Source organism: Bacillus sp. PK3_68 (genome assembly GCF_003600835.1).
GTDB lineage: Bacteria > Bacillota > Bacilli > Bacillales > Domibacillaceae > Pseudobacillus.
The window spans coordinates 98,487-118,239 of sequence record NZ_NQYC01000002.1 but is presented as its reverse complement, the minus strand read 5'-3'; the positions used below and the strand labels follow the sequence as shown (position 1 = coordinate 118,239).

Below are 19,753 nucleotides of genomic sequence, written 5' to 3'. Positions count from 1 at the left end.
CAACTTTCAAAGGTTTCCTGTGCATAGAGATAATAAATTTGTTAAAAAATATAATCATTTTATTGAACAAACGGACCAGGTTGTTGCCTTAGTAATATTGAAAGCGTTTAGGGAACTTTGAACATTTGGTAGTTATCTTTAAAATAGGAAATAATAAAGTCCCGGAAATCTTTTACTGAAGGAGATAACAACCCATCTTTTACCCAAGACAGTCCGACTGTATAGGTCGGGGCAATATCTGCAATTTTTACGTAATGTAAATGGTGTTTTCTGCACACTGAAATAGGAAGGAATGCTACACCTTGATCTAACTTAATGATTTCTGCTAATAGATTAGAATCTACCTCAAAATTATTTTTGGGAGTGAATCCCTCTTTTTCACAAAGTTCGTTTGTAAATTTACTGTATTCCTCATTACCAGCCAGAGAAATAAAAGGTTCATTGGCAACATCTTTTAAAGAGATTTCTGAATGGCCTGCCAACCTGTGGGTGGAGGGCAATACCAGGACAATGTCCTCATCTAACAATACACAGCTTTTTATCTCTTCATCCACTATAGGTGGACCTGCTATACCTAAATCAATCTCCCCCTTCTTTAAGCTTTCCAGTATTCCACTTCTCACTCCAATTCCCTGTTGTATTTTTATTTCCGGATATTGGGTAATGTATTCACTGATCAGCCCTGTGAGGAATCTGGGATTGGAAATCGATATTTTAATGGTGCGTGCATTTTCCTGATCTTTCGCTTGAATCTCCGTTCTTGCATTTTCAATTTCGGTAAAAATCTTGTTCACATGTTTCAAAAGAATTTTTCCAGAAGAACTCAATTCAATATTTCTTCCTTTCCTATCAAATAACTTTGTTCCCAATTCATCCTCAAGTCTCTTAATTGTGAGGCTTAATGAAGGCTGAGCAATATTTAGTTGTTGGGCAGCCTTAGAAATATGCTCTGTATAAGCAACCGTCTGAAAGTATTTCAATTGAAGCAGCTCCATCTATTTTTTTACACCCCTATAATTTATTACAATAAATATATTTATACATTAACATGTATTAGATTAAATATGAAATCCGATATAAAATTATGGATGTAGAAAAAGTACAAGAGGGCAAGATAAACATGAAAATTTTTTTAAGAACCTGATTAAAAAAGGAAGGTGTCATTTAAGTGAGAAAGGATGAAGTAGTTAAGCAGTTTACAACTCCTTTGGATGCGGGGGCGTTTCCTTTAGGTCCATACCGCTTTTATAATCGTGAATACTTAAATATTTTGTATAGGACCGATCTTGAAAGATTGAAAAAAATAGTTCCGGAGCCATTGGAGGTTAAAGATCCACTTGTCAGATTTGAAATTATGAAAATGCCGGATGTTACAGGGCTAGGATCCTATACAGAGTGTGGGCAGGTCATCCCTGTAAGCTTTGAAGGGGAAGAAGGCGATTATCTTCATGCCATGTATGTAGATAGCTTTCCTGCCATCGCTTCCGGCAGAGAAATAGCAGCGTATCCTAAAAAGTTAGGCAAGCCTAGTTTATATGTTGATTCCGACACCTTAGTCGGAACCTTGGATTATAGTACTTTGCGGGTGGCCACAGCTACAATGGGGTATAAGCATTTTCCGCTTGATCATTCGGAGGCGCTTAAAGAAATCGTTAGACCGAATTATATGTTAAAAAAAATGCCAGGATATGATGGCTATCCAAGAATTTGCGAATTGGTCCGGAGCCAAATTACGGATATTAAAATACTTGGTGCTTGGTCAGGACCTGCAAGGCTGGAGCTGTTCGCACATGCGTTGGCACCAATGGCGGATTTGCCTGTACTTGAGGTCGTATCGGCTTCTCATATTCTAACAGAGCTTTCATTGCCCTCTCCAACTGTTATATATGATTATTTAGCTGAAAAGTAGAAAGGAAGGTAAACCATACATGTCCAATTCAAAGATAACGCTCTCTGAAGAATTGCAACGATTTAATCCAGTAACCGTTATTGGAGCTGGCACAATAGGGATTTCCTGGACCGCCTTGTTTTTAGCCTATGGATTGACAGTGCGTGTGAATGATCCTCGTCCTGACTTAAAAGAAGTAGTTCTTAATGGGATTGAACAAATCAAGCCTACGTTAAAAGCTCTTGGACTGCCAACTGAAAATCTAACGGATCATTTAGAAATAGAGCAGGATCTGGAACGTTCGCTTCAAGGCTCGGCTGTTGTCCAAGAAAATGGACCAGAACGAGTTGAATTCAAACAGGAATTGTTTTCTAAAATTGAAAAAGCAGTAACTAAAGAAACGCTTTTGCTGTCCTCCACTTCCGGAATCCCTTCAAGCGAAATAGCAAAAGGAATGAAGAATCCGGGTCGGCTTTTAATCGGACATCCATTTAACCCCCGCATCTCGTTCCGCTCGTTGAAGTGGTACCAGGAGAACATACAGAAGTTCAAGCCGTTAATGATGCCATTGCTTTCTATAAATCATTAGGAAAAGAGCCCATGGTATTAAAAAAAGAAATCCCCGGTTTTGTTGCTAATCGATTGCAATCCGCCCTCTTTCGAGAAGCGATCCATCTAGTTCTTGAAGAAGTCGTTTCAATGAAAGATTTGGATCGAATCGTAACAAATTCCATCGGTTTACGATGGGCAGTTGGCGGTCCGTTCCTCACATTCCATCTTGGAGGGGGAAAGGGGGACTCCCGGCATTTCTTAAACATCTTGGTCCTAATTTACAATCAGGATGGAAAAACCTTGGAAATCCAACCCTAGACGAATCCACCGTTCAAAAATTATCAAATGAGGCAATGAATTCTTACGGAAAAGTACAGATTGAGGAATTGGAAAACAAACGTGATCAAAAGCAAATATCGGTTCTCCATGTAATGAACAATCAACATTAATCCCGATAAAGATAGGAATATTTCATGAGACTGATCAAACAGTAACAAAAGCAAATCAAAAAAGCTGATGATGAATCGATGTTTATAATGAGTATGAAAAGGTAGGGGGAAATTCGAATGAGAATTGCCGTATTAGGAGCAGGTTCTTTAGGAACCATCGCTGGTGCATATATTGCTGCCGGCGGACAAGATGTAGAGTTGATTGATGTCTATCAAGCACATGTTGACGCCTTAAATCAGACAGGGGCAAAAATAATCGGCACAACAGATTTTCAAGCAAAGGTGAAAGCTATTACCCCTGATGACATGTCAGGAACCTATGATTTAGTCTTGCTTTTAACAAAGCAATTATTTAACGATTCTGTACTAAAAAACTTGCTGCCATTTTTAGGTGAACAAAGTGTAGTCCTCTCCTTACAAAACGGCATACCTGAAGAAAAGGTGGCTTCCATTGTTGGCCGAGAACGAGTAATTGCTGGGTCTGTTGAATTCGGTGCGACGTTTATGGAGCCGGGGGTATCAAAACTTACAACAGAATTTACTCATTTTAAAGAGTATGCTTTCCAAATTGGAGAACTAAACGGTGAAACAACGGAAAGAATTCAGCAGATTAAATCCATTTTGGATCTTGTGGGGGGTACCCATATTTCTAATAACCTGGTTGGGACAAAATGGTCAAAATTATTGATTAACAATGCATTTAGCGGTTTATCAGCTGCACTAAACAAGGAGTTTGGAGGGGTACTTGATCATGAAGTCAGTATTGTAAGTGCTGCGCATATTGCTGATGAAACGATCAAAGTAGGACATGTAAACGGTGTGAAATTTGCTAAAATGAATACCTTTGATATTGCATCATTAGAAATAAAAAGCGAAAAAGATATTCCTGAGCGTGTCCAAACACTTCGAAAATTCATGGAATCTTCCAGACTGTTAAAAGCAAGCATGCTGCAGGATCTGGAAAAGAAACGTAAGACTGAAATTGATTATATAAATGGGGTCGTTCCGCGGCTGGCAGCAGACAAAGGAATTTTAACACCTTATAATGATATGGTTGTAAAATTAGTAAAACAAGCGGAAGAAACCCAATCAGTTTCGAATTTTGAAACAAACATTAAGTTTTTTGAAGAACTAAATAAATAGAAAATGTTTTTTATTAAGAGGGGTGTTGACCATCATAGGGCAACACCCCTTTTCCTTATTCTAACTTAGCTAATTGCTGTTGATAAGTGAAGACTATTAACAAACTGGGCGCTTTAATGGCCTAACGATCACAAAAATCATCAAACTTTTTCTAAAGATTACTAAGCGTGAGGGTATAGAGGTTATATGGAAGAGGGGCTAAAAATGAAGGGGTGTAGAAGTTTTTTCTGTTATTGAAATAATTATCCATCCCTATTCGATGTTAGGGTTGAGATCTTTTTGTACAGTTGAAGCTATTATTTTAGGAATAGAAGTGATGCATCTTATTAAAATTGAAACAGCCTGAAAAACAAAGGGAAGAAATTTAAATAAAAAAATCAACATTTTAATAATACAAATTATGTATAATTCAAATAGAAACAACATAAAAACCAAGCAGTTAGAACTAATTATTGTTTATGAATAATTAGCTCTACTATTAAACTGAAAAATACGTTTTTTGAAAAAACGTATTTCTCTTTTAAATTACCTGAAACAGTGATTCATCATCAATTCATTTTACTAACCCCTTTTTAAATGATCGGGAGAAAACTTATTAATCCCTACCTCCATTTTTTTTCATCTCGTTCATAAACTACTGGCTCTCTATCCGAAAGGTTCGTATAGAGGGAAATGACCTTAATAGAGCTATGGCCAAGTTGATCACGAAGCAGGACGAGATTCCCTCCATTGCGAGGTCATTCACTTGCGAAAGAATGGCGCAGCTTGTGGGGGGTAATACTTTTCCATAGGTGAAAGCCTCTGTATATTTCTTAAGATTCTTCTGTATTGCCCTCACGGTAATAGGCTGCGCTTTTCACTATTACTGATCATAAAGAGGATATTTGCCGCTTAGCGTTTAGTTATGTAAAAAAACAAGAAGATAGTTCAAGAATCGATAAAAAAGGCGCTGACGTCTCTGGAAGCCGTTCAAGAAATGAGTTCAATAAAAAGTTGGTTTGATAAAATTGTCGTTTGTACAGCGGTCAATTTTATAAGAAAGCAAAACAAATTAACACTTGCTGATTTGTAACACTTCTCTTTAAAAATTAGATATAAATTATGCTTCTTTGAATTTTTTATTCTTAAATGCATATCAATCCTAACCATTTTATTAATAACTAGAGCCTGTTGAGTTGAATAAAGAAAAAACTTGAGAAAAATTTTTGGAAATTATTTTATTGCAAGAAATATAGACTGTTTCAAGAAACTGTGCATATAGGGGCACAGGAACAATTAATTTTTACTGTTTAGTTTTAAATAGCACTCAGCGTTCATAGCAGATTTAATAACAACGCCTGTGGAATGGCCTTTGGTGTGTTGACTAGATCTTTAGCAATTTTTAACCAATATCAGCTTTCTTGATAACGCTCCCTGGGCTAACTCATAAGTAGGAAAAAGATTTTCTGTCGATGTCTGTCAATTCTTCAATGAAAGGGCGTGCTCATTATGTTCCTAGCATACTCAATATGGGTACATGTTCGCCGTTTGGTTTCTTTTTATAACGCTTTTTCCTAGTTGACGGAAACTAATCAATAAAAATTGGCATGACATTTGCAAATAAGAAACCGAAAAATCAAAAAATATTACCGATTTAGAAGAAAGAGGGGGGTGAAAAGTTAGAGTTTTTATATAGTTAGTATAATTTTTGAGGAAACTGGTCTGACTGGTCTGACCGGTCTGGACTCTATGATGAATTAAGGAGGATTTTTGTGGCAATTGTAAGTGAGACTGTACAAAAATTTATATGTGATTTTATCCATAAGAAAAACCTTCAGCCTGGAGAACAACTTCATTCCGAACGAGAGCTTGCCAAATTGTTAGAAGTAAGTAGGGCTTCTGTCAGAGAAGCCTTGCAGGCGTTATCTGAGAAAGGAATTATTGAAAAAAGAATAGGGAAGGGGGCTTTTGTAAAGAAGAATCCATTCATAGAAGATATAGAGATTCCAAAATCCTTCATGATGCCAATGGATATTAGCAACTCACTTGATTTACTGGAATTCCGTAAAGTAATAGAGGTTGAAATCGCCTATTTGGCTGCAAAAAGAATTCAGACGCATGAGATACACATTCTTGAAAAATCACTTGTTGACTTAGAAGTATGTATTAAAATGCAATCGTCTATTATTGTGCCTGACCTTGTATTTCACGGGACGTTAGCTCGCTCAATAAACAATGATGTAATTATCCAAGTCTATAACTCAATCTCTGAATTTTTCAAAAAAATCCGGATTGAAATGGCTGTCTATGATGATGTAGAAAATGCTCTTTATTATCACCAGCAAATTCTAAGAGCCATTAAAAAAGGAGAGGCGGAAAAGTGCTCTAAACTGATGAGGGAACATATTGAAGATGTTCAAAGAAGCTATCAAGAAATGTTAAAAGAGCTTGATCATAGATAGATTCTATTATTGAGTTAGGTAAATTATTAAGGGGGATAGATGGGATATGAACGGTGAACATACAGTTAATCATGGAAAGCTACAATCCAAAGAGGAATTTAAACGAGTTCTTGGACTTCCTTCGCTTATCTTTTACGGATTAGCTTTCTTAATTCCTACTACTATTTTTGATATGTATGGAATTGTTTCTAATATGACTCATGGGATGTTTTCTTTAACTCATGCTTTAACTGCATTAGCTATGATATTTACAGCATATAGTTATGGCCGCATGTCTTCTGCTTTTCCTACTTCTGGTTCTGCTTATACTTATGTTCAACGAGCAATGAATCCGTATATGGGATTTTTAACAGGATGGACTGTGATGATGGATTATCTTCTTGTTCCAATGTTATCTTATTCGTTTGCAGCAAACTACCTGGAGGCACTTTTTCCTAACATACCAAAATGGGTATGGATTGTTGGTCTTACCGTTTTGGTAACATCAGTTAGTTATATTGGGATTAATGTAACTGCATGGGTAAACAATACGATTGTTATTATTCAGCTTTCCATCGTGGTGATTGTTGTACTTTTTATATGTAAATATATTGCAAGCGGTGGAGGAGCGGGAACGTTTTTAAATTTAGATGCGTTTTTAAACCTTAACGAAATCTCTAAACCTGAAGCAGGTTGGAATGTAATTTTTACAGGGGCATCTATTCTTGTATTGTCCTATTTTGGTTTTGATGCCGTAACTACTGTTGCTGAAGAAGCAATTAATCCAAAAGTTAATGTTGCAAGAGCAGCTTTAATTATTTGTGCCGGGGTAGGAATCATGTTCGTTTCTGTTTCCTACTTAATGATGTTAGCCTGGCCAACGGGTTGGAGTGAATTCAAAGATGTTGAAACAGGGTCGCTTGAACTCTTTAAGAAAATAGGGTTAGGGGTACTGGCCGTGATTTATCCTTTCTTTACAGTAATAGGGGCTATAGCTGGACCATTAGCAGGGCAGACAGCTTGTTCGCGGATGCTATATAAAATGGGGAGAGACGGCGTGCTGCCAAAGAAGTTTTTTGGCTATATTAATCCAAAAACATTAACTCCGACTAATAACATTCTATTTATTGGAATTATCAGTTTAAGTGCATTGTTTCTCAATTTAACAACAGCTATTTCTCTAGTAAATTTTGGAGCACTTTTCGGATGTTTGTTTGTAAATCTCTCAGTTATCTTTTACTACTATTTTAAACAGAAAGAACGTAGGGGTGTAAACTTTATTCGACATCTCATATTTCCCTTTATTGGGGCATTAACGATATTTTTCTTTTTGTACAAATTAGATATCCATGCAAAGACTGCGGGCCTAATTTGGTTAGGCATTGGTTTAACTTATCTTATATTAAGCACTAACTTTTTTAAGAAGCTTCCCTCGGGATTAGACTATTACTCAAATCAACCTATTGAAAAGAGAGGAAAAGAAATATGAGCACAACTTATTGGTTAACAAATGTTCTGCTTGAAAGCAGCCTTCTCTACAAAAACAATGTTGTAGCAGAAACTAATACAGAGTCATGTCATATCCGCATTGACCAGGGGACAATAAAGGAAATTATTATAGCTACTAAACCATTAACTGGAGATTTACCAAAGCAGGATGCAAAGGGTTTGCTTATGCTTCCTTCATTTCAAGACATGCATATTCATTTAGATAAAACATATTATGGTGGTCCCTGGAAAGCTCCTACTCCATTTGTTAATATCTTTGGGCGAATAGAAGAGGAGAAGGAAATGCTTCCTCATTTGCTTCCTGTTACTAAGGAGAGAGCGGAAAAAATAATGGACCTTCTTTTACAAAACGGGACAACACATATACGTGCTCAATGCAATGTAGACCCCACTATTGGGCTGGAGAATTTTGAGGCTATCTCGCAAGCATTAGAATCTTATCGTGACAAGCTTACATATGAACTTGTTGCGTTTCCTCAGCACGGCTTGTTGCGCAGTAAATCAATCAACTTAGTAAGAGAAGCATTGCAAAGAGGAGCAACGCATGTTGGAGGAGTAGACCCTGCAACTGTGGATGAAGATATTGAGACATCCTTGAGAGCAATGTTTGAGCTTGCAATTGAAGCTGATGCCGGCATTGACCTTCATCTACATGACAAAGGACACTTGGGAACTTTTACAATGAAACGGCTAGCTGCGCTTACAGAGAAAACAGGCTGGCAAGGAAGAGTATCAATCGGCCATGCTTTCGGTCTTGGAGATGTCTCTTTAGAAGAGGCTGGGGAAACGGCTGAATTATTAGCCAAAGCGGGAATATCTATCGCTTCTACTGTTCCCATTGAGTACGATTTCTCTACACCTCCTATTCCTTTTCTTCACCAAAAAGGGGTAACCGTCTCGCTGGCAACGGATAGTATTACTGATCACTGGGACCCATTTGGTACAGGAGATATGCTTTACAAGGCAAGTTTAATGGCAGAACGCTTTTCCTGGATTGACGAGCAATCGTTGGCTAAGGCGCTTTCGTTTATTACTGGTGGAAAAACACCGCTTGATTCAAATGGAAAGCGTATATGGCCGCTAGTAGGTGATCAGGCCGATGCTGTTTTTGTCGAGGCAAGTTGTTCAGCTGAAGCGGTCGCAAGAAGAGTGAAGCGCCAAGCAACCATGTTTAAAGGAAAAATTGTTGCAGGAAGCTTATCTTAGTTCACACTAAATAGATATAAGAAAATGTGAGGGATGGGAATAATGAATAAAGCGTATTGGATACAGAATGTTTGTTTACAAGAAGGATATGAGTATGAAGGCGACAGGGCGATTGGAACTAAGAGTGCTTCTTATCATTTATTTATTGAAGAGGGGAAGATTGCGAAGATAATTTCTGCTGATATTCTGTTAGAATCTAGTTTGCCCATATATAATGCCAATCACTTACTAGCACTCCCTTCCTTTGTAGAGAAGCACTGCCATTTGGATAAAACATTTTTGGGAGAAACATGGAGGGCATGCACTCCGTCGGAAAATATAGTTGAGCGATTGGCCATTGAAAAAAAGATGCTGGCTAACATGTCTCTCACGACAGAAGAGCGTGCTGAAAATATGTTACAGCGCTTACTGGATGGAGGAGCCACCCACATACGCACACATGTAGACGTAGATCCAGAAGTGGGTTTAAAGAACTTGGAATCCGTTTTAAATGCACTTAATAGTTATTCTGACAAACTGTCGTATGAAATTGTTGCATTTCCTCAGCAAGGGCTGTTGCGTTCTAATTCTACGGCTATCATGAGAGAGGCATTGAAATTTGGGGCCAATCTGGTTGGTGGTGTAGATCCCGGAGGAATTGATAGAGATATTGAAGCCTCATTATATTCAATGGTAGAGCTTGCAGTTGAGTCGAATAGCGATATTGATTTACATTTACATGATTCAGATCACCTAGGAGCATTTACAATAAAACGCCTAATCTCACTTACGCAAGAAGCTGGATGGCAAGGGAGAGTAGCTATTAGTCATGCCTATTGCCTCGGAGAAATATCAAAAGAGGAAACCAATGAAATAGCAGATATGCTGGCGGAGGCTGGAATAACAATTATTACAAGTGTGCCAATAGACAGCAAGATGCCCCCAGTTGATCTATTGCTGACAAAAGGAGTGAATGTAGCTGCAGGATCAGATAATATTTATGATGCGTGGGCCCCATTTGGCAATGGAGACATTTTAGAACGAGCTAGCAGAATGGCGGAGCGTTTCGGTTGGATTGATGAGAAATCCCTTGCACAGACGCTGCATGTTATTACGGGCGGGAAGGCAGTGTTAAATAAACAGGAACAACGAGTATGGCCTTTAGAGGGGGAAGATGCCAATCTGGTACTTGTCGAAGCGAGTTGTTCAGCGGAAACGGTCGCAAGAAGGGCTAAACGTCACGCTGTGATATATAAAGGGAAGATTGTATCGGGTTCAATTTAATTCTTAAGTAGCAAATGAGAAAACTGGATTATGCAAGCATGAAGTTTCCAATAAAGACTCGTGATGGAGTCCTAAAACAAGTGATTGTTTCAGGACTCCATCTTTCCAGTTATAGGCTGTCTAAGCTTCGCTTTATTTGTTGTGGTTGCCTATCGTTCAATATTATGCCCATACTCTTTAACCTTCAAATACGATTCCCCACAGCCTGCCTAGCCATATGTAATTTATTGGCCAATATCCTTCCGTTACATTCTTGAATTCTCTTTTAGTAACTTTAGTAGCTTTAAACCTATAGTATCAACCATAATTATTAATTTCTGTAATCACGAAACTAGAAAGCAGAAAACCGTTACGGCAACTTCTTTTGCCTGTCATTATTATCTTTTATACTTGGATATATCCTCTTTCGCGGATATATTAGTTATGGCATAGAGAAGCAGAGAAAAAAATAATATACATATCAATGTTTAAAAGAAGGTTATAAGAATGGTATTACAGGGAACCTTTAAGCACAATGAATAGTTTGTAGAAAGTAAAGAATACATACCATACAAGGCAGCAAAATATCGAATTTATAATTATTTATAAAAAGGTTTTTTGTCTATAATGAATCGCTCAAAGTGAAGGGGAAAATAATATGAAGAAACAACGTTTTTATGGCAGCTTAAGTACATTTCAATGGTTCATTTTTCTATTAGCTAATTCTGTCGCGTTACCGATTGTCATTGGTGGCGTATTTCATTTATCTATTGAGGAAATTTCCTCCCTAATGCAACGAACCTTTTTCGTTGTAGGCATTAGTTCTTTTATACAAGGATGGCTCGGCCATCGGTATCCAATTGCTGACGGACCCGCAGGCTCATGGGTTAGTGTATTTGTCATTTTAGCAAGTGTTGCTACCGAGCAAGGACAAAACATGAGAGAAACCTTACAACTTTTAGAAGGAGGGCTAATTGTTGCAGGCCTTCTTCTCTTCATTCTCGGTGTAACCGGTTTAGTGAATCGGCTGCTATTTTTGTTTACTCCTTTAGTTACAGGTTCTTTTCTTTTGATATTAGCTCTTCAGCTAAGTGGTGTTTTTTTAAAAGGAATGATGGCTTTGCAAGGCGTGGCTCCCCACCCGAACTATGGAATAGCAGTAGTCTCATTCGGAGTATTCGCGCTTGTCATTTTGTTGTCCATTAAAGGAAAAGGGTGGATTAAGAGCTATGCTATGTTAATCGGGATATTACTGGGGTGGCTTTTAGCTGTCTTGCTTGGTGAGACAACTACTACTTTTTCCAAGTCAGCTTCCTTCATTAAAGTGCCAGAAATTTTTGCGTGGGGGAGTCCAAAACTAGATGCTGGAATGGTGACAACGTCTGTTTTGTTTACCTTTATTCTAGTGTCTAATACGGTTGCGGCTATTGCGGCTGCCAAACAAGTTCTTCCTGAATCAAAAGAGGCTGAAAAACAACTGATTAACCGTGGGAGTTGGGCAGGGGGACTTTCACATTTTATGTCTGCTCTTGTCTCTACAATTGGAGTAGTTCCATTACCTGTATCTGCAGGTTTTATTCAATTGACAGGACAACAAAGAATAAAGCCCTTCCTTATAGCAAGTTTATCTTTATCAGGCATAGCTCTCATACCGGCGGTCGTCAATTTTTTAGCTCTGCTTCCGAGTCCTGTTGCCAGTGCAGCGCTGTTAGCATCGTTTGTCCAAATGATAGGAATTGCCTTTCAGTCGATTCTGAAAGAAGAACTAGACCAGCGGCGGTTAACGATATTAGGAATCACTTTATTAATAAGCATTGGTTTAATGTTTCTTCCTGCTGGTATATTTGAAGATCTTCCCTCGGTTCTGCAATATATCGTTAGCAATGGCCTTCTTGTTGGCACTATAATTGTTATCCTTCTTGAACAACTATGGAAAACACCAGAATAATAAAGACAATGTATCGGAATAGGGACTGACCCCCATTTTTGAGACAGGGATCAAAACACCTTTAAGCAGCTAGTTGGTGATATTGTGTCGGGGATTGGTTGTTTAGTTTGGGTTGAATGCGGATATCCTGATAATAATGAATATACTCTTTGACGATGTGCTCTACGATGGCCGTCATAGTGTGGCTAAGATCGTCATGGTAGAATGTTTGTGACTTTATTTAGTAAGGCGTGAAACGATTCACTAAGTAATCGGGGATTGTATTGTGGGTAAAAGTTTATCAAAAACATCAATTGAAGAATTGTGAGAACTATTTCCGATTATACTAAAAGAACATAATCCAATATAAAAAGATTGGTATTTACAAAAAGAAAAATTGCTTAACAACATAATCGGTAATCAAAATATTGAACGAATAAATCACATAGGAAGTACTTCTGTTAACTGGTTATTAGCAAAGCCAACGATAGATATATTGCTTGAAATAACAGAAGACTGCGATTTGAAGTTTTTAGTAAGTGTGTTAGAGAAAAATGGAGTATATTGTTAAAAAGCAACCACAAAAGCCAGCACCTCATATGATGTTTATGAAAGGCTATACAATGAACATGACGGAGATGGATATACGGAAGCAAAACAGAGCTTGTTAACAAATACACTAAAATGGCAAAAACTGAATTTGAAAACAAGTATACTCCAATCTAATGAGCATTTTATTTCTAATCAAACTTTTTTATAAATATTGATTATGTTAAACATATTAAGAATCTGTTTTGATCAATCTTTTTATAAACCACCAACAACCATGTGTAAAATATAAATTTTACACATGGTTGTTTTTAAGTGTACGGAACTAGATAAGGCACTTTACAAAAAAATTAACGATAGTACTTTTCTTTCAATTAACAAAAACATCTCGCACACTAGAAAACATTTTTATTAAAATCTGTTTAGGTTGTAGGCAGAAAACTCATTGCTCATTTCCTCGATTTTTTTCTATTTCGTTCATAAACTGCTGGCTGTCTCTATCCGAAAGGTTTGTATAAAGGGAAGTGGTCTCAATAGAGTTATGCCCAAGCTGATCTCGAAGCAGGACGAGATTCCCTCCATTGCGAAGCCATTCGCTTGCGAAAGAATGGCGCAGCTTGTGGGGGCTTAATGCTTTTCCATAGGTGAAAGCCTCTGTATATTTTTTAAGATTCTTCTGTATTGCCCTCACCGTAATAGGCTGCGCTTTTCCCTTATACTTAGAGAGAAAAACATATATATCACTGTCCGTCGCTCCATACCGCTGTTTTCGTATGCTTAGATACGCTTGCAGGTCTGACATAGAAGAAGGGAGGACGTTCACTGAGTCGGCTTTTCCTCCTTTTCGGATCACATCTATCTGGTTTTTTGGTATATCGATATCCGAAAGGGTGAGACTCGCGATCTCGCTGACTCGGGCACCGCTGCCCAGCATTAAGGAGATCATCGCCACCTCCCGTTCCTTGTCTCTGATAAAAAGGGACTTTTGCCGTTTGGAAAGGGTATGTTCATATTCATTTTTCATAAAAAAGAGGAAGTTCTGTATTTCTTCGGTATTTAGGATTACGCTGTTGATACGCCGTGCTCTGTGATTGGCTGTTTCTTTATCTTTTGCCGTCGTAATTTTTGCCATCACATTCCGGTAAAAATAGCATTCTCCATCATCGTCTTCCGTTTCTTTTGTCAAATAGTTAAACAAAGATTTAAGGGCTTGTATATACCGCGTCACGCGAGCAGCAGAACGGGTCTTCCATACGCCTTGTCGTTCCTCTATTTTTTCTTCACTTAAATAATCAATGAAAAATTCTACCTCTTTTTTTCGAAGTTTTTCCAAAACCGTGTAGGGAATAGAGGCATTATCAGGCTCACTAGCAATGCCTTCTAATCGGAGCCATTCAAAAAACTTTTTATAATCGTAAAGATACTCCAGCAAAGTGGTAGAGGAGAGCCCAGCACGTTTTTTGGCCCGGACATATTCTTTTACATAATCAGGCATTTGTTTTAATTGTTCTTCTATCCGGATTTCGGCTTGCTGATATTCTCTTGATGAAGAAGGCATGATGATCACCGCCATAGTTTATTATTCAAAAACAATCAAGTGTACGCCAAACACAATTTTGGCGAACAGTTTACATAATTTTATTATTCGAAACTGATTAATATAAGAGAATGGTTTTCGTAAATTGCATGAAATCAACTAAATGGTTTTCAAGAATTTTTTGCAAGGTGTCCAGATTGATATCCCGATAACCATGAATCGCTATATTCCTAAATCCCACCATCGCTTTCATTTTGGAGGAGAGAGAGGAGGGAATAATCCCGTGATCTTCCAAGAGCGTGAAAGCATCCCGACTATTTTGCGGCAAGCCGAGCTTTTTATCGGCCACTATGTGCATGGCGAGATCGATACTGGCCTCGCACGCCCGCTGGAGGTTTAAAATAATCGAGTCCTGCTTGGTGCAGTTCTCTAGATTTTTAGGCGTATTGTTGTACTCTTCATGTATCCGCTTAATATAGCGTTCAATCATACTGGCTTTGTTCAAAACCACATCACTTTTCATAAACAGACCCACTTTCGCCTATATTTTTCAGGATGGGAGAACGTTCTTCGTTTAACTTGGCATACATTTTCAAGGTGTGTAGCTCCCAATAAGCTTTCTTCTGTTCGTCTGCGCAATAAATCGCCTTGCCCGTGGAAACTATTTGTGCTTTAAAAACTGTGCTCGCTTGGCCTAAATCAATCAAATCTACATCCCGATTAAGCTTTGCTGCCAGCTTTTGAGCAAGCAAAAAGAGTTCATATTGGTCGATTTTCTCTTCACTGCTGAGAAAGGCGACATCAATGTCGCTGTCCTGATGTGTAATGCCTTTGGCCGTTGAACCGAATAAATAGATTAAAACTGGAGATACGTCTTCATTTAGCGTTTCTACGATCATGCTCTCCATATTTTTATCCAATATTAAAAGACCTCCGTCAATTTTGTCCTAACAAATACTTGCTGCTATTTTATATGATTACCAAAGTAAGCTCTGGAATGGAATCTGGTCGGTTTGCTCTTAGTTATGGAGTCCGTAGAGATTCTATCACTGTTCATGATGCTCAACAAAACGAGTTAAGGGTTACCATCATCTTAGGAATTTTCATCAACATCCATGTTTAAAAGACAACTTTATGTGACGTGGCAGCTATCGATTCCTTTTTCTTTCGTTTACTCAAATATGTACGCGCCAACCAAACCCATCCATACATAAATACAGAGACGCTCAACCAATATAAAGGATTTGATGCTGTTAATACTCTGTCGTTTAATAGAAAAATAAAAAAAGCAGCACCGCCAACGAGATAAACACTTACCAACATTAATTTCATTAAGAACTTGCTGGACATTCTCATGAACCAAACCTCCTAAAATTGAAATGATAGCAGCTAATCATTCACGTTGTGATTGGTGATCAAGTTTAGTTTATCTACGTTTCACCATGGAATAAGTTTCATTATAATGGGAGGTTTGGTTCGTATTTTGCATTTTGATTTCATCAGGGATAGTTTACCACACCCTCGTCCCATTTTCTATTTAATTGTTCGTCAAATAAGAATTTGGCGAACAGTTTATAAAAGAGTGCCACCCCCTTTTCTCTTATTTGTATATAAAAAACAATTATAACGGTTGACACAAAAGTCTAATACAAAGATCATTTTATTTTCCTCAATCATAAGTTCAATAAGTCCAATGAAATGCTAATCACTTACTGTTACTTTGAAATAAAGTGTGATTCAAAATACCTCACAAGCCGGCACCTTGCAATAAATAAAAAGAATTTATTTTGAAAGATATGGATAAAAGTGGATTATTATCCAGCGGGCTTATTTCCATTTTTATTAAAATTTTGCTCATTTTCTACCTGTCTTGTATAACAAGTGTAATCGATTGTTGAAGATTAACGGTTGTTGGAACTGCTCGCTCCTATGAACTCTATCTAATACCTGTCAGTTTGAGAAAAAGCATTAATTGCTATGAAGCCTTATGTTGTATAAAGCAAATGATAATAGCGTAAATCTAGTCTACATAATGTTTTTTAAAATCCGGATGGATAGAAAATTTGCGGCGTAAATTGACGAGGTTTTTCCCAAAACTTTCTTCTAAAAGATCTTTATGTTTCTCCATAATTTCCATGAGATACAAATCGTGAATCATGAATTCTGTAATGGGCATGACTAAGCCTACATGCATCGTCCAGGCTGCCCGGCTATCTTTCTCCAGTGAGACAATACCTGCTACTACTTCTGAATCATCTCCACTAATAACTAGCCATCGTCCACCGTACTCTTCTGTAATTTCATGACCCATATAATGGTGGTAAACATTAGCAAAATCAGAGACGATTTCCCCATAAGCAATAACCGTTACATTAACTCCTCTTTTTGCTGCCTGTCTTAGTTCAGACTCCAATTCTTCAAATTCTTCTTTCCAAATTTCTAAGAGAATTCTTTTTTTGGCAGATACTATACAGGCTTTGACCTTATCGAGTATTTCATTGCGTCCCGTGATATTCCAGATGTTTTCACGGTCATTTGCAGAACGTTCAAACTCCGCTAGTGACTTTTCTGCCATTTCAAAATTCTCTTCTGCCTTCATTCGACGACTTTTAATTAGCTCCTTTGCAGGAACAGGTGTATATTGTGGTGTGTTTCCAGGACTAACCAGAATGTCTCCGCGCATGGTAAGACTGTCCAGAACTTCATAAATTCTTGAGCGTGGTACGCCAGAATTTTTTGCTACTGCATAGCCAGTTAATGGTGATTCTTCCAACAAAGTAAGATATGCTTTCCCTTCATACTCGGTAAAATTTAAATTTTTTAATATTTCTAAAATATTTTCTTTCATACGCCCTCCAACACAACCTTAGTCGCTACCTTTGTAACTGGTATTTTAGCAAAATCTGTTGATTTTTTCCATGAGTAGTTGATATACTTTCAGAAGTAGTTACTTAAGTAGTCACTATTAAGAGTGGGAGGGAGAAATAGTATGGATAGCTTACTAACGTACATATCAATTGCTGCAATGATGGTTATCATACCAGGAGCAGATACTATGCTCCTCGTGAAAAACACGCTTCGCTATGGACCAAAAGCTGGGCGTTATACGGTTCTCGGGATGGCAACAGGACTTTCTTTTTGGACGCTAATTGCTATTCTTGGATTATCTGTCGTCATTGCAAAATCTGTGATTCTCTTTAATACCATCAAATATTTAGGAGCTGCTTACTTAATTTATTTAGGTATTAAAAGTTTTTTTGCTAAGAGTGCATTCTCTTTAGAAGAAATTCAAGCTCAAGCCAATGCACCTATGGAGTTTTCAAATCGGCATAATAAAGAGTCCTTTATGCAAGCGTTACTTAGTAATATTCTTAATCCAAAGACTGTTTTAGTGTATATAACAATTATGCCGCAATTTATTAATTTGAACGAAAATGTAAACCAACAACTGATTGTATTAGCCTTAATCCTAACCCTACTCGCTGTATTATGGTTTTTGTTTCTTGTTTATCTAATTGATTACGCAAAAAAATGGTTAAACAACTCCAAATTCCAGAAAGCATTCCAAAAATCAACCGGCTTAATTTTAGTAGGTTTTGGCATAAAAACAGGAATTTAAATCAATTGACTAACACATAACTTGATTCTCTCTATTCAGAAAGTAAATAACTCAGGCATGGATTCAAGTAAATCCATGCCTGAGTTATTTAACAGTCATTTAAATGTGTATTGTACACCGGTTTATTAACTTATGATTCAACTCTGGAAGATTTTTTGATACCTTCATATTGATGATGTGTTTTTGCTCGATTATGTGAAGAAATATACAAGAGCTTTTACGAAAAATAAGTCGCTGGCTTCCGATGAACAGCTCCCCTCTACATCCCACCCAGATTACTATCGGAAGATCATGCCTAATAAATATCTTGTCTAAATAACTTTGAGATTTATCTTTTATTACTTGGTGCGAACCAACCGATCAGAGCGATACCGATTAATACTCCATAAAATATTAGAGTCCAAATGGTACTGTGAGGAAAATGGGGATCTAAGATACCAATATCCTCGTGGGCAAGTGTAATAACAGCAAGTTTCACACCGACCCAGGCAACAATTGCATAGGCTGTTGTTTCCAAGGCTGGACGTTTGGCAAGAAGTTTTACAAACCAGGTTGCTGCATACTTAATTAAGATAAGACCAGCAATACCTCCAAGAAGAACAACAATAAACTGTCCTCCATCCATGCCACCGAAATCACCAAGCGGTGAATCTGGAAGGCCAAGGGCAAGAGCAACTGCAGCTAGAATTGAATCAATGGCAAAAGCGAGGTCGGCCAAAGCAAGTTTTCCTACTGTGGGCCAGAAGCCTTTCCCAGAGGCTTCCTTTTTATCGTTCTTATGGATGTTCTCATTTTGTTTTCCGAACCGGGCTTGAATGATATGCTTTAAGCCTAGATAAAGAAGATAGGCTGCTCCTATTGCCTGTATCTGCCAGATGTTTGCGATAAAAGAAATCGCAAAAAGAGCAGCAAATCGGAAAGCGAAAGCCATAATGATTCCGTAATTTATCGCCTTTCTCTTCTGATTCTCGGGTAAATGCTTGGCTATAACGGCGAGTACAAGGGCATTGTCAGCCGATAACAATCCTTCTAACCCAATTAAAATTAACAACGCCCAAGCATATTCTAGCCAGAGGGACTCCATTCACCTCCCTCCTTTCTAAAATGGAAATTTTCTATAAAGGTCGTTAACAATAGAATTACCTAATTAGCCGCAAGTAATCCTAAAAAACAGGGCCTTAATTTTGGAGACAGCGGCTCGGTGGTGGACCAAACAAAAGCATGGATCTGCTAATCCATGCTTTTGTTTGGTATTTTTGCTCTTTAATGTGATGTTTACTTTTTAATAAACTCCTCAGACTTACGATATAGCAAATTTTTCAAGAGCCCAAACGTTAATAGGGTGAGTTGCTGGATGACTAAAGGATACCTGAGTTTGAATATTAGCCTATTAGTCGTTATCAATAACCGTGAGAAGATAACCTAGTGGACAATCTTATGTTGAGTGAGTTGTTTGTTTCTCTCCTTTTGTTTACTCAAGTAGGTACGGGCCAACCAAACCCATCCGTATACAAACAAAAAGATGCCTAATAAATAGAAAGGACTCGTTAATGTTATAATTTCTTTGCTTAGTAAAAGAATAAAAAAAGCAGAACCACCTACGAGATAAGAGCTCAACAGCATTAACTTGATCAGGAACTTGCCGGGAAATTTCACGAACCAAACCTCCTGTACTCTAGAATAATGATGCATTGGTTAATATATTCATGATG

At 37.7% G+C, this 19,753-nt stretch carries 17 protein-coding genes and 2 pseudogenes; 11 read left to right on the top strand and 8 right to left on the bottom strand.

The annotated features are described in order from the left end of the window. Positions 1-107: 107 nt before the first annotated feature. The gene (locus tag CJ483_RS22785; protein WP_120038413.1) at positions 108-995 is read right to left on the bottom strand and encodes a LysR family transcriptional regulator; all 888 of its coding nucleotides are present in this window, start codon (positions 993-995) and stop codon (positions 108-110) included. A gap of 173 nt (positions 996-1,168) precedes the next feature. Here CJ483_RS22785 and CJ483_RS22780 point away from each other — a divergent pair, with 173 nt between their 5' ends. The 9 genes and pseudogenes from CJ483_RS22780 to CJ483_RS22745 all read left to right on the top strand — a co-directional run bounded on the left by CJ483_RS22780 (position 1,169) and on the right by CJ483_RS22745 (position 12,357). Beyond that, a complete protein-coding gene (locus CJ483_RS22780; RefSeq protein ID WP_120038411.1) occupies positions 1,169-1,909 on the top strand; it encodes an acetoacetate decarboxylase in 741 nt (246 codons plus the stop codon). A gap of 19 nt (positions 1,910-1,928) precedes the next feature. Next, positions 1,929-2,440: pseudogene (locus CJ483_RS25325) on the top strand (3-hydroxyacyl-CoA dehydrogenase NAD-binding domain-containing protein); the annotation flags it as partial. A 48-nt stretch (positions 2,441-2,488) separates the two neighbouring features. Then, positions 2,489-2,758, top strand: a complete 270-nt coding sequence (locus CJ483_RS25320; RefSeq protein WP_259455865.1) for a 3-hydroxyacyl-CoA dehydrogenase family protein — start codon at positions 2,489-2,491, stop codon at positions 2,756-2,758. A 248-nt stretch (positions 2,759-3,006) separates the two neighbouring features. Then, positions 3,007-4,032, top strand: coding sequence for a ketopantoate reductase family protein (locus tag CJ483_RS22770; protein WP_120038409.1), 1,026 nt, complete (start codon positions 3,007-3,009; stop codon positions 4,030-4,032). A gap of 1,751 nt (positions 4,033-5,783) precedes the next feature. Then, entirely contained in the window at positions 5,784-6,473 is a 690-nt protein-coding gene (locus CJ483_RS22765; protein ID WP_259455845.1) for a FadR/GntR family transcriptional regulator, read from the top strand. Positions 6,474-6,519: 46 nt separating this feature from the next. After that, positions 6,520-7,941 carry an APC family permease gene (locus tag CJ483_RS22760; protein WP_120038407.1) on the top strand — a complete coding sequence of 474 codons (1,422 nt, stop codon included), beginning with the start codon at positions 6,520-6,522 and terminating at the stop codon, positions 7,939-7,941. Beyond that, the gene (locus CJ483_RS22755) at positions 7,938-9,167 is read left to right on the top strand and encodes an amidohydrolase family protein (RefSeq protein ID WP_120038405.1); all 1,230 of its coding nucleotides are present in this window, start codon (positions 7,938-7,940) and stop codon (positions 9,165-9,167) included. The genes CJ483_RS22760 and CJ483_RS22755 overlap by 4 nt, the downstream gene beginning before the upstream one ends. Positions 9,168-9,209: 42 nt before the next feature. Then, positions 9,210-10,430: an amidohydrolase gene (locus tag CJ483_RS22750; RefSeq protein ID WP_120038403.1), complete on the top strand. Its 1,221-nt coding sequence runs from the start codon at positions 9,210-9,212 to the stop codon at positions 10,428-10,430. A gap of 637 nt (positions 10,431-11,067) precedes the next feature. Continuing rightward, positions 11,068-12,357, top strand: coding sequence for a purine/pyrimidine permease (locus tag CJ483_RS22745; RefSeq protein WP_120038401.1), 1,290 nt, complete (start codon positions 11,068-11,070; stop codon positions 12,355-12,357). Positions 12,358-12,418: 61 nt separating this feature from the next. Here the strand turns inward: CJ483_RS22745 and CJ483_RS22740 are convergent. Beyond that, positions 12,419-12,577 (bottom strand): annotated as a pseudogene (locus CJ483_RS22740) (IS3 family transposase); the annotation flags it as partial. A 156-nt stretch (positions 12,578-12,733) separates the two neighbouring features. Between CJ483_RS22740 and CJ483_RS25315 the strand changes: the two are divergent. Continuing rightward, a complete protein-coding gene (locus CJ483_RS25315; RefSeq protein WP_259455844.1) occupies positions 12,734-12,907 on the top strand; it encodes a GrpB family protein in 174 nt (57 codons plus the stop codon). Between the two features lie 420 nt (positions 12,908-13,327). Here CJ483_RS25315 and xerS read toward each other — a convergent pair whose 3' ends face one another. The 5 genes from xerS to CJ483_RS22710 form a co-directional block, all read right to left on the bottom strand. Further along, positions 13,328-14,443, bottom strand: a complete 1,116-nt coding sequence (gene xerS, locus CJ483_RS22730; protein WP_120038397.1) for a tyrosine recombinase XerS — start codon at positions 14,441-14,443, stop codon at positions 13,328-13,330. A 97-nt stretch (positions 14,444-14,540) separates the two neighbouring features. Continuing rightward, positions 14,541-14,945: a type VII toxin-antitoxin system HepT family RNase toxin gene (gene hepT / locus CJ483_RS22725; protein ID WP_120038395.1), complete on the bottom strand. Its 405-nt coding sequence runs from the start codon at positions 14,943-14,945 to the stop codon at positions 14,541-14,543. Further along, complete coding sequence (mntA, locus tag CJ483_RS22720) at positions 14,935-15,345, bottom strand: type VII toxin-antitoxin system MntA family adenylyltransferase antitoxin (protein ID WP_220702355.1); 411 nt, start codon at positions 15,343-15,345, stop codon at positions 14,935-14,937. Before mntA ends, hepT begins: the two co-directional genes overlap by 11 nt. Positions 15,346-15,541: 196 nt before the next feature. Beyond that, a complete protein-coding gene (locus tag CJ483_RS22715) occupies positions 15,542-15,778 on the bottom strand; it encodes a hypothetical protein (RefSeq protein ID WP_120038391.1) in 237 nt (78 codons plus the stop codon). 664 nt (positions 15,779-16,442) lie between these two features. Continuing rightward, the gene (locus CJ483_RS22710; protein ID WP_120038390.1) at positions 16,443-17,270 is read right to left on the bottom strand and encodes a TrmB family transcriptional regulator; all 828 of its coding nucleotides are present in this window, start codon (positions 17,268-17,270) and stop codon (positions 16,443-16,445) included. Between the two features lie 141 nt (positions 17,271-17,411). On the opposite strand from CJ483_RS22710, the gene CJ483_RS22705 reads away from it, so the two are divergent. After that, positions 17,412-18,041, top strand: coding sequence for a homoserine/threonine efflux transporter (locus tag CJ483_RS22705; RefSeq protein WP_120038388.1), 630 nt, complete (start codon positions 17,412-17,414; stop codon positions 18,039-18,041). Between the two features lie 328 nt (positions 18,042-18,369). Here the strand turns inward: CJ483_RS22705 and CJ483_RS22700 are convergent, their stop codons facing one another. After that, a complete protein-coding gene (locus tag CJ483_RS22700; RefSeq protein ID WP_120038385.1) occupies positions 18,370-19,125 on the bottom strand; it encodes a TerC family protein in 756 nt (251 codons plus the stop codon). Positions 19,126-19,753: the final 628 nt, after the last annotated feature.

Coding starts and splice junctions, on each gene's coding strand:
- CJ483_RS22785 (WP_120038413.1), bottom strand. CDS start 995: ATGGAGCTGCTTCAATTGAAATACTTTCAGACGGTTGCTTATACAGAG.
- CJ483_RS25320 (WP_259455865.1), top strand. CDS start 2,489: ATGGTATTAAAAAAAGAAATCCCCGGTTTTGTTGCTAATCGATTGCAA.
- CJ483_RS22770 (WP_120038409.1), top strand. CDS start 3,007: ATGAGAATTGCCGTATTAGGAGCAGGTTCTTTAGGAACCATCGCTGGT.
- CJ483_RS22760 (WP_120038407.1), top strand. CDS start 6,520: ATGAACGGTGAACATACAGTTAATCATGGAAAGCTACAATCCAAAGAG.
- CJ483_RS22755 (WP_120038405.1), top strand. CDS start 7,938: ATGAGCACAACTTATTGGTTAACAAATGTTCTGCTTGAAAGCAGCCTT.
- CJ483_RS22750 (WP_120038403.1), top strand. CDS start 9,210: ATGAATAAAGCGTATTGGATACAGAATGTTTGTTTACAAGAAGGATAT.
- CJ483_RS22745 (WP_120038401.1), top strand. CDS start 11,068: ATGAAGAAACAACGTTTTTATGGCAGCTTAAGTACATTTCAATGGTTC.
- xerS (WP_120038397.1), bottom strand. CDS start 14,443: ATGCCTTCTTCATCAAGAGAATATCAGCAAGCCGAAATCCGGATAGAA.
- hepT (WP_120038395.1), bottom strand. CDS start 14,945: ATGAAAAGTGATGTGGTTTTGAACAAAGCCAGTATGATTGAACGCTAT.
- CJ483_RS22715 (WP_120038391.1), bottom strand. CDS start 15,778: ATGAGAATGTCCAGCAAGTTCTTAATGAAATTAATGTTGGTAAGTGTT.
- CJ483_RS22710 (WP_120038390.1), bottom strand. CDS start 17,270: ATGAAAGAAAATATTTTAGAAATATTAAAAAATTTAAATTTTACCGAG.
- CJ483_RS22705 (WP_120038388.1), top strand. CDS start 17,412: ATGGATAGCTTACTAACGTACATATCAATTGCTGCAATGATGGTTATC.
- CJ483_RS22700 (WP_120038385.1), bottom strand. CDS start 19,125: ATGGAGTCCCTCTGGCTAGAATATGCTTGGGCGTTGTTAATTTTAATT.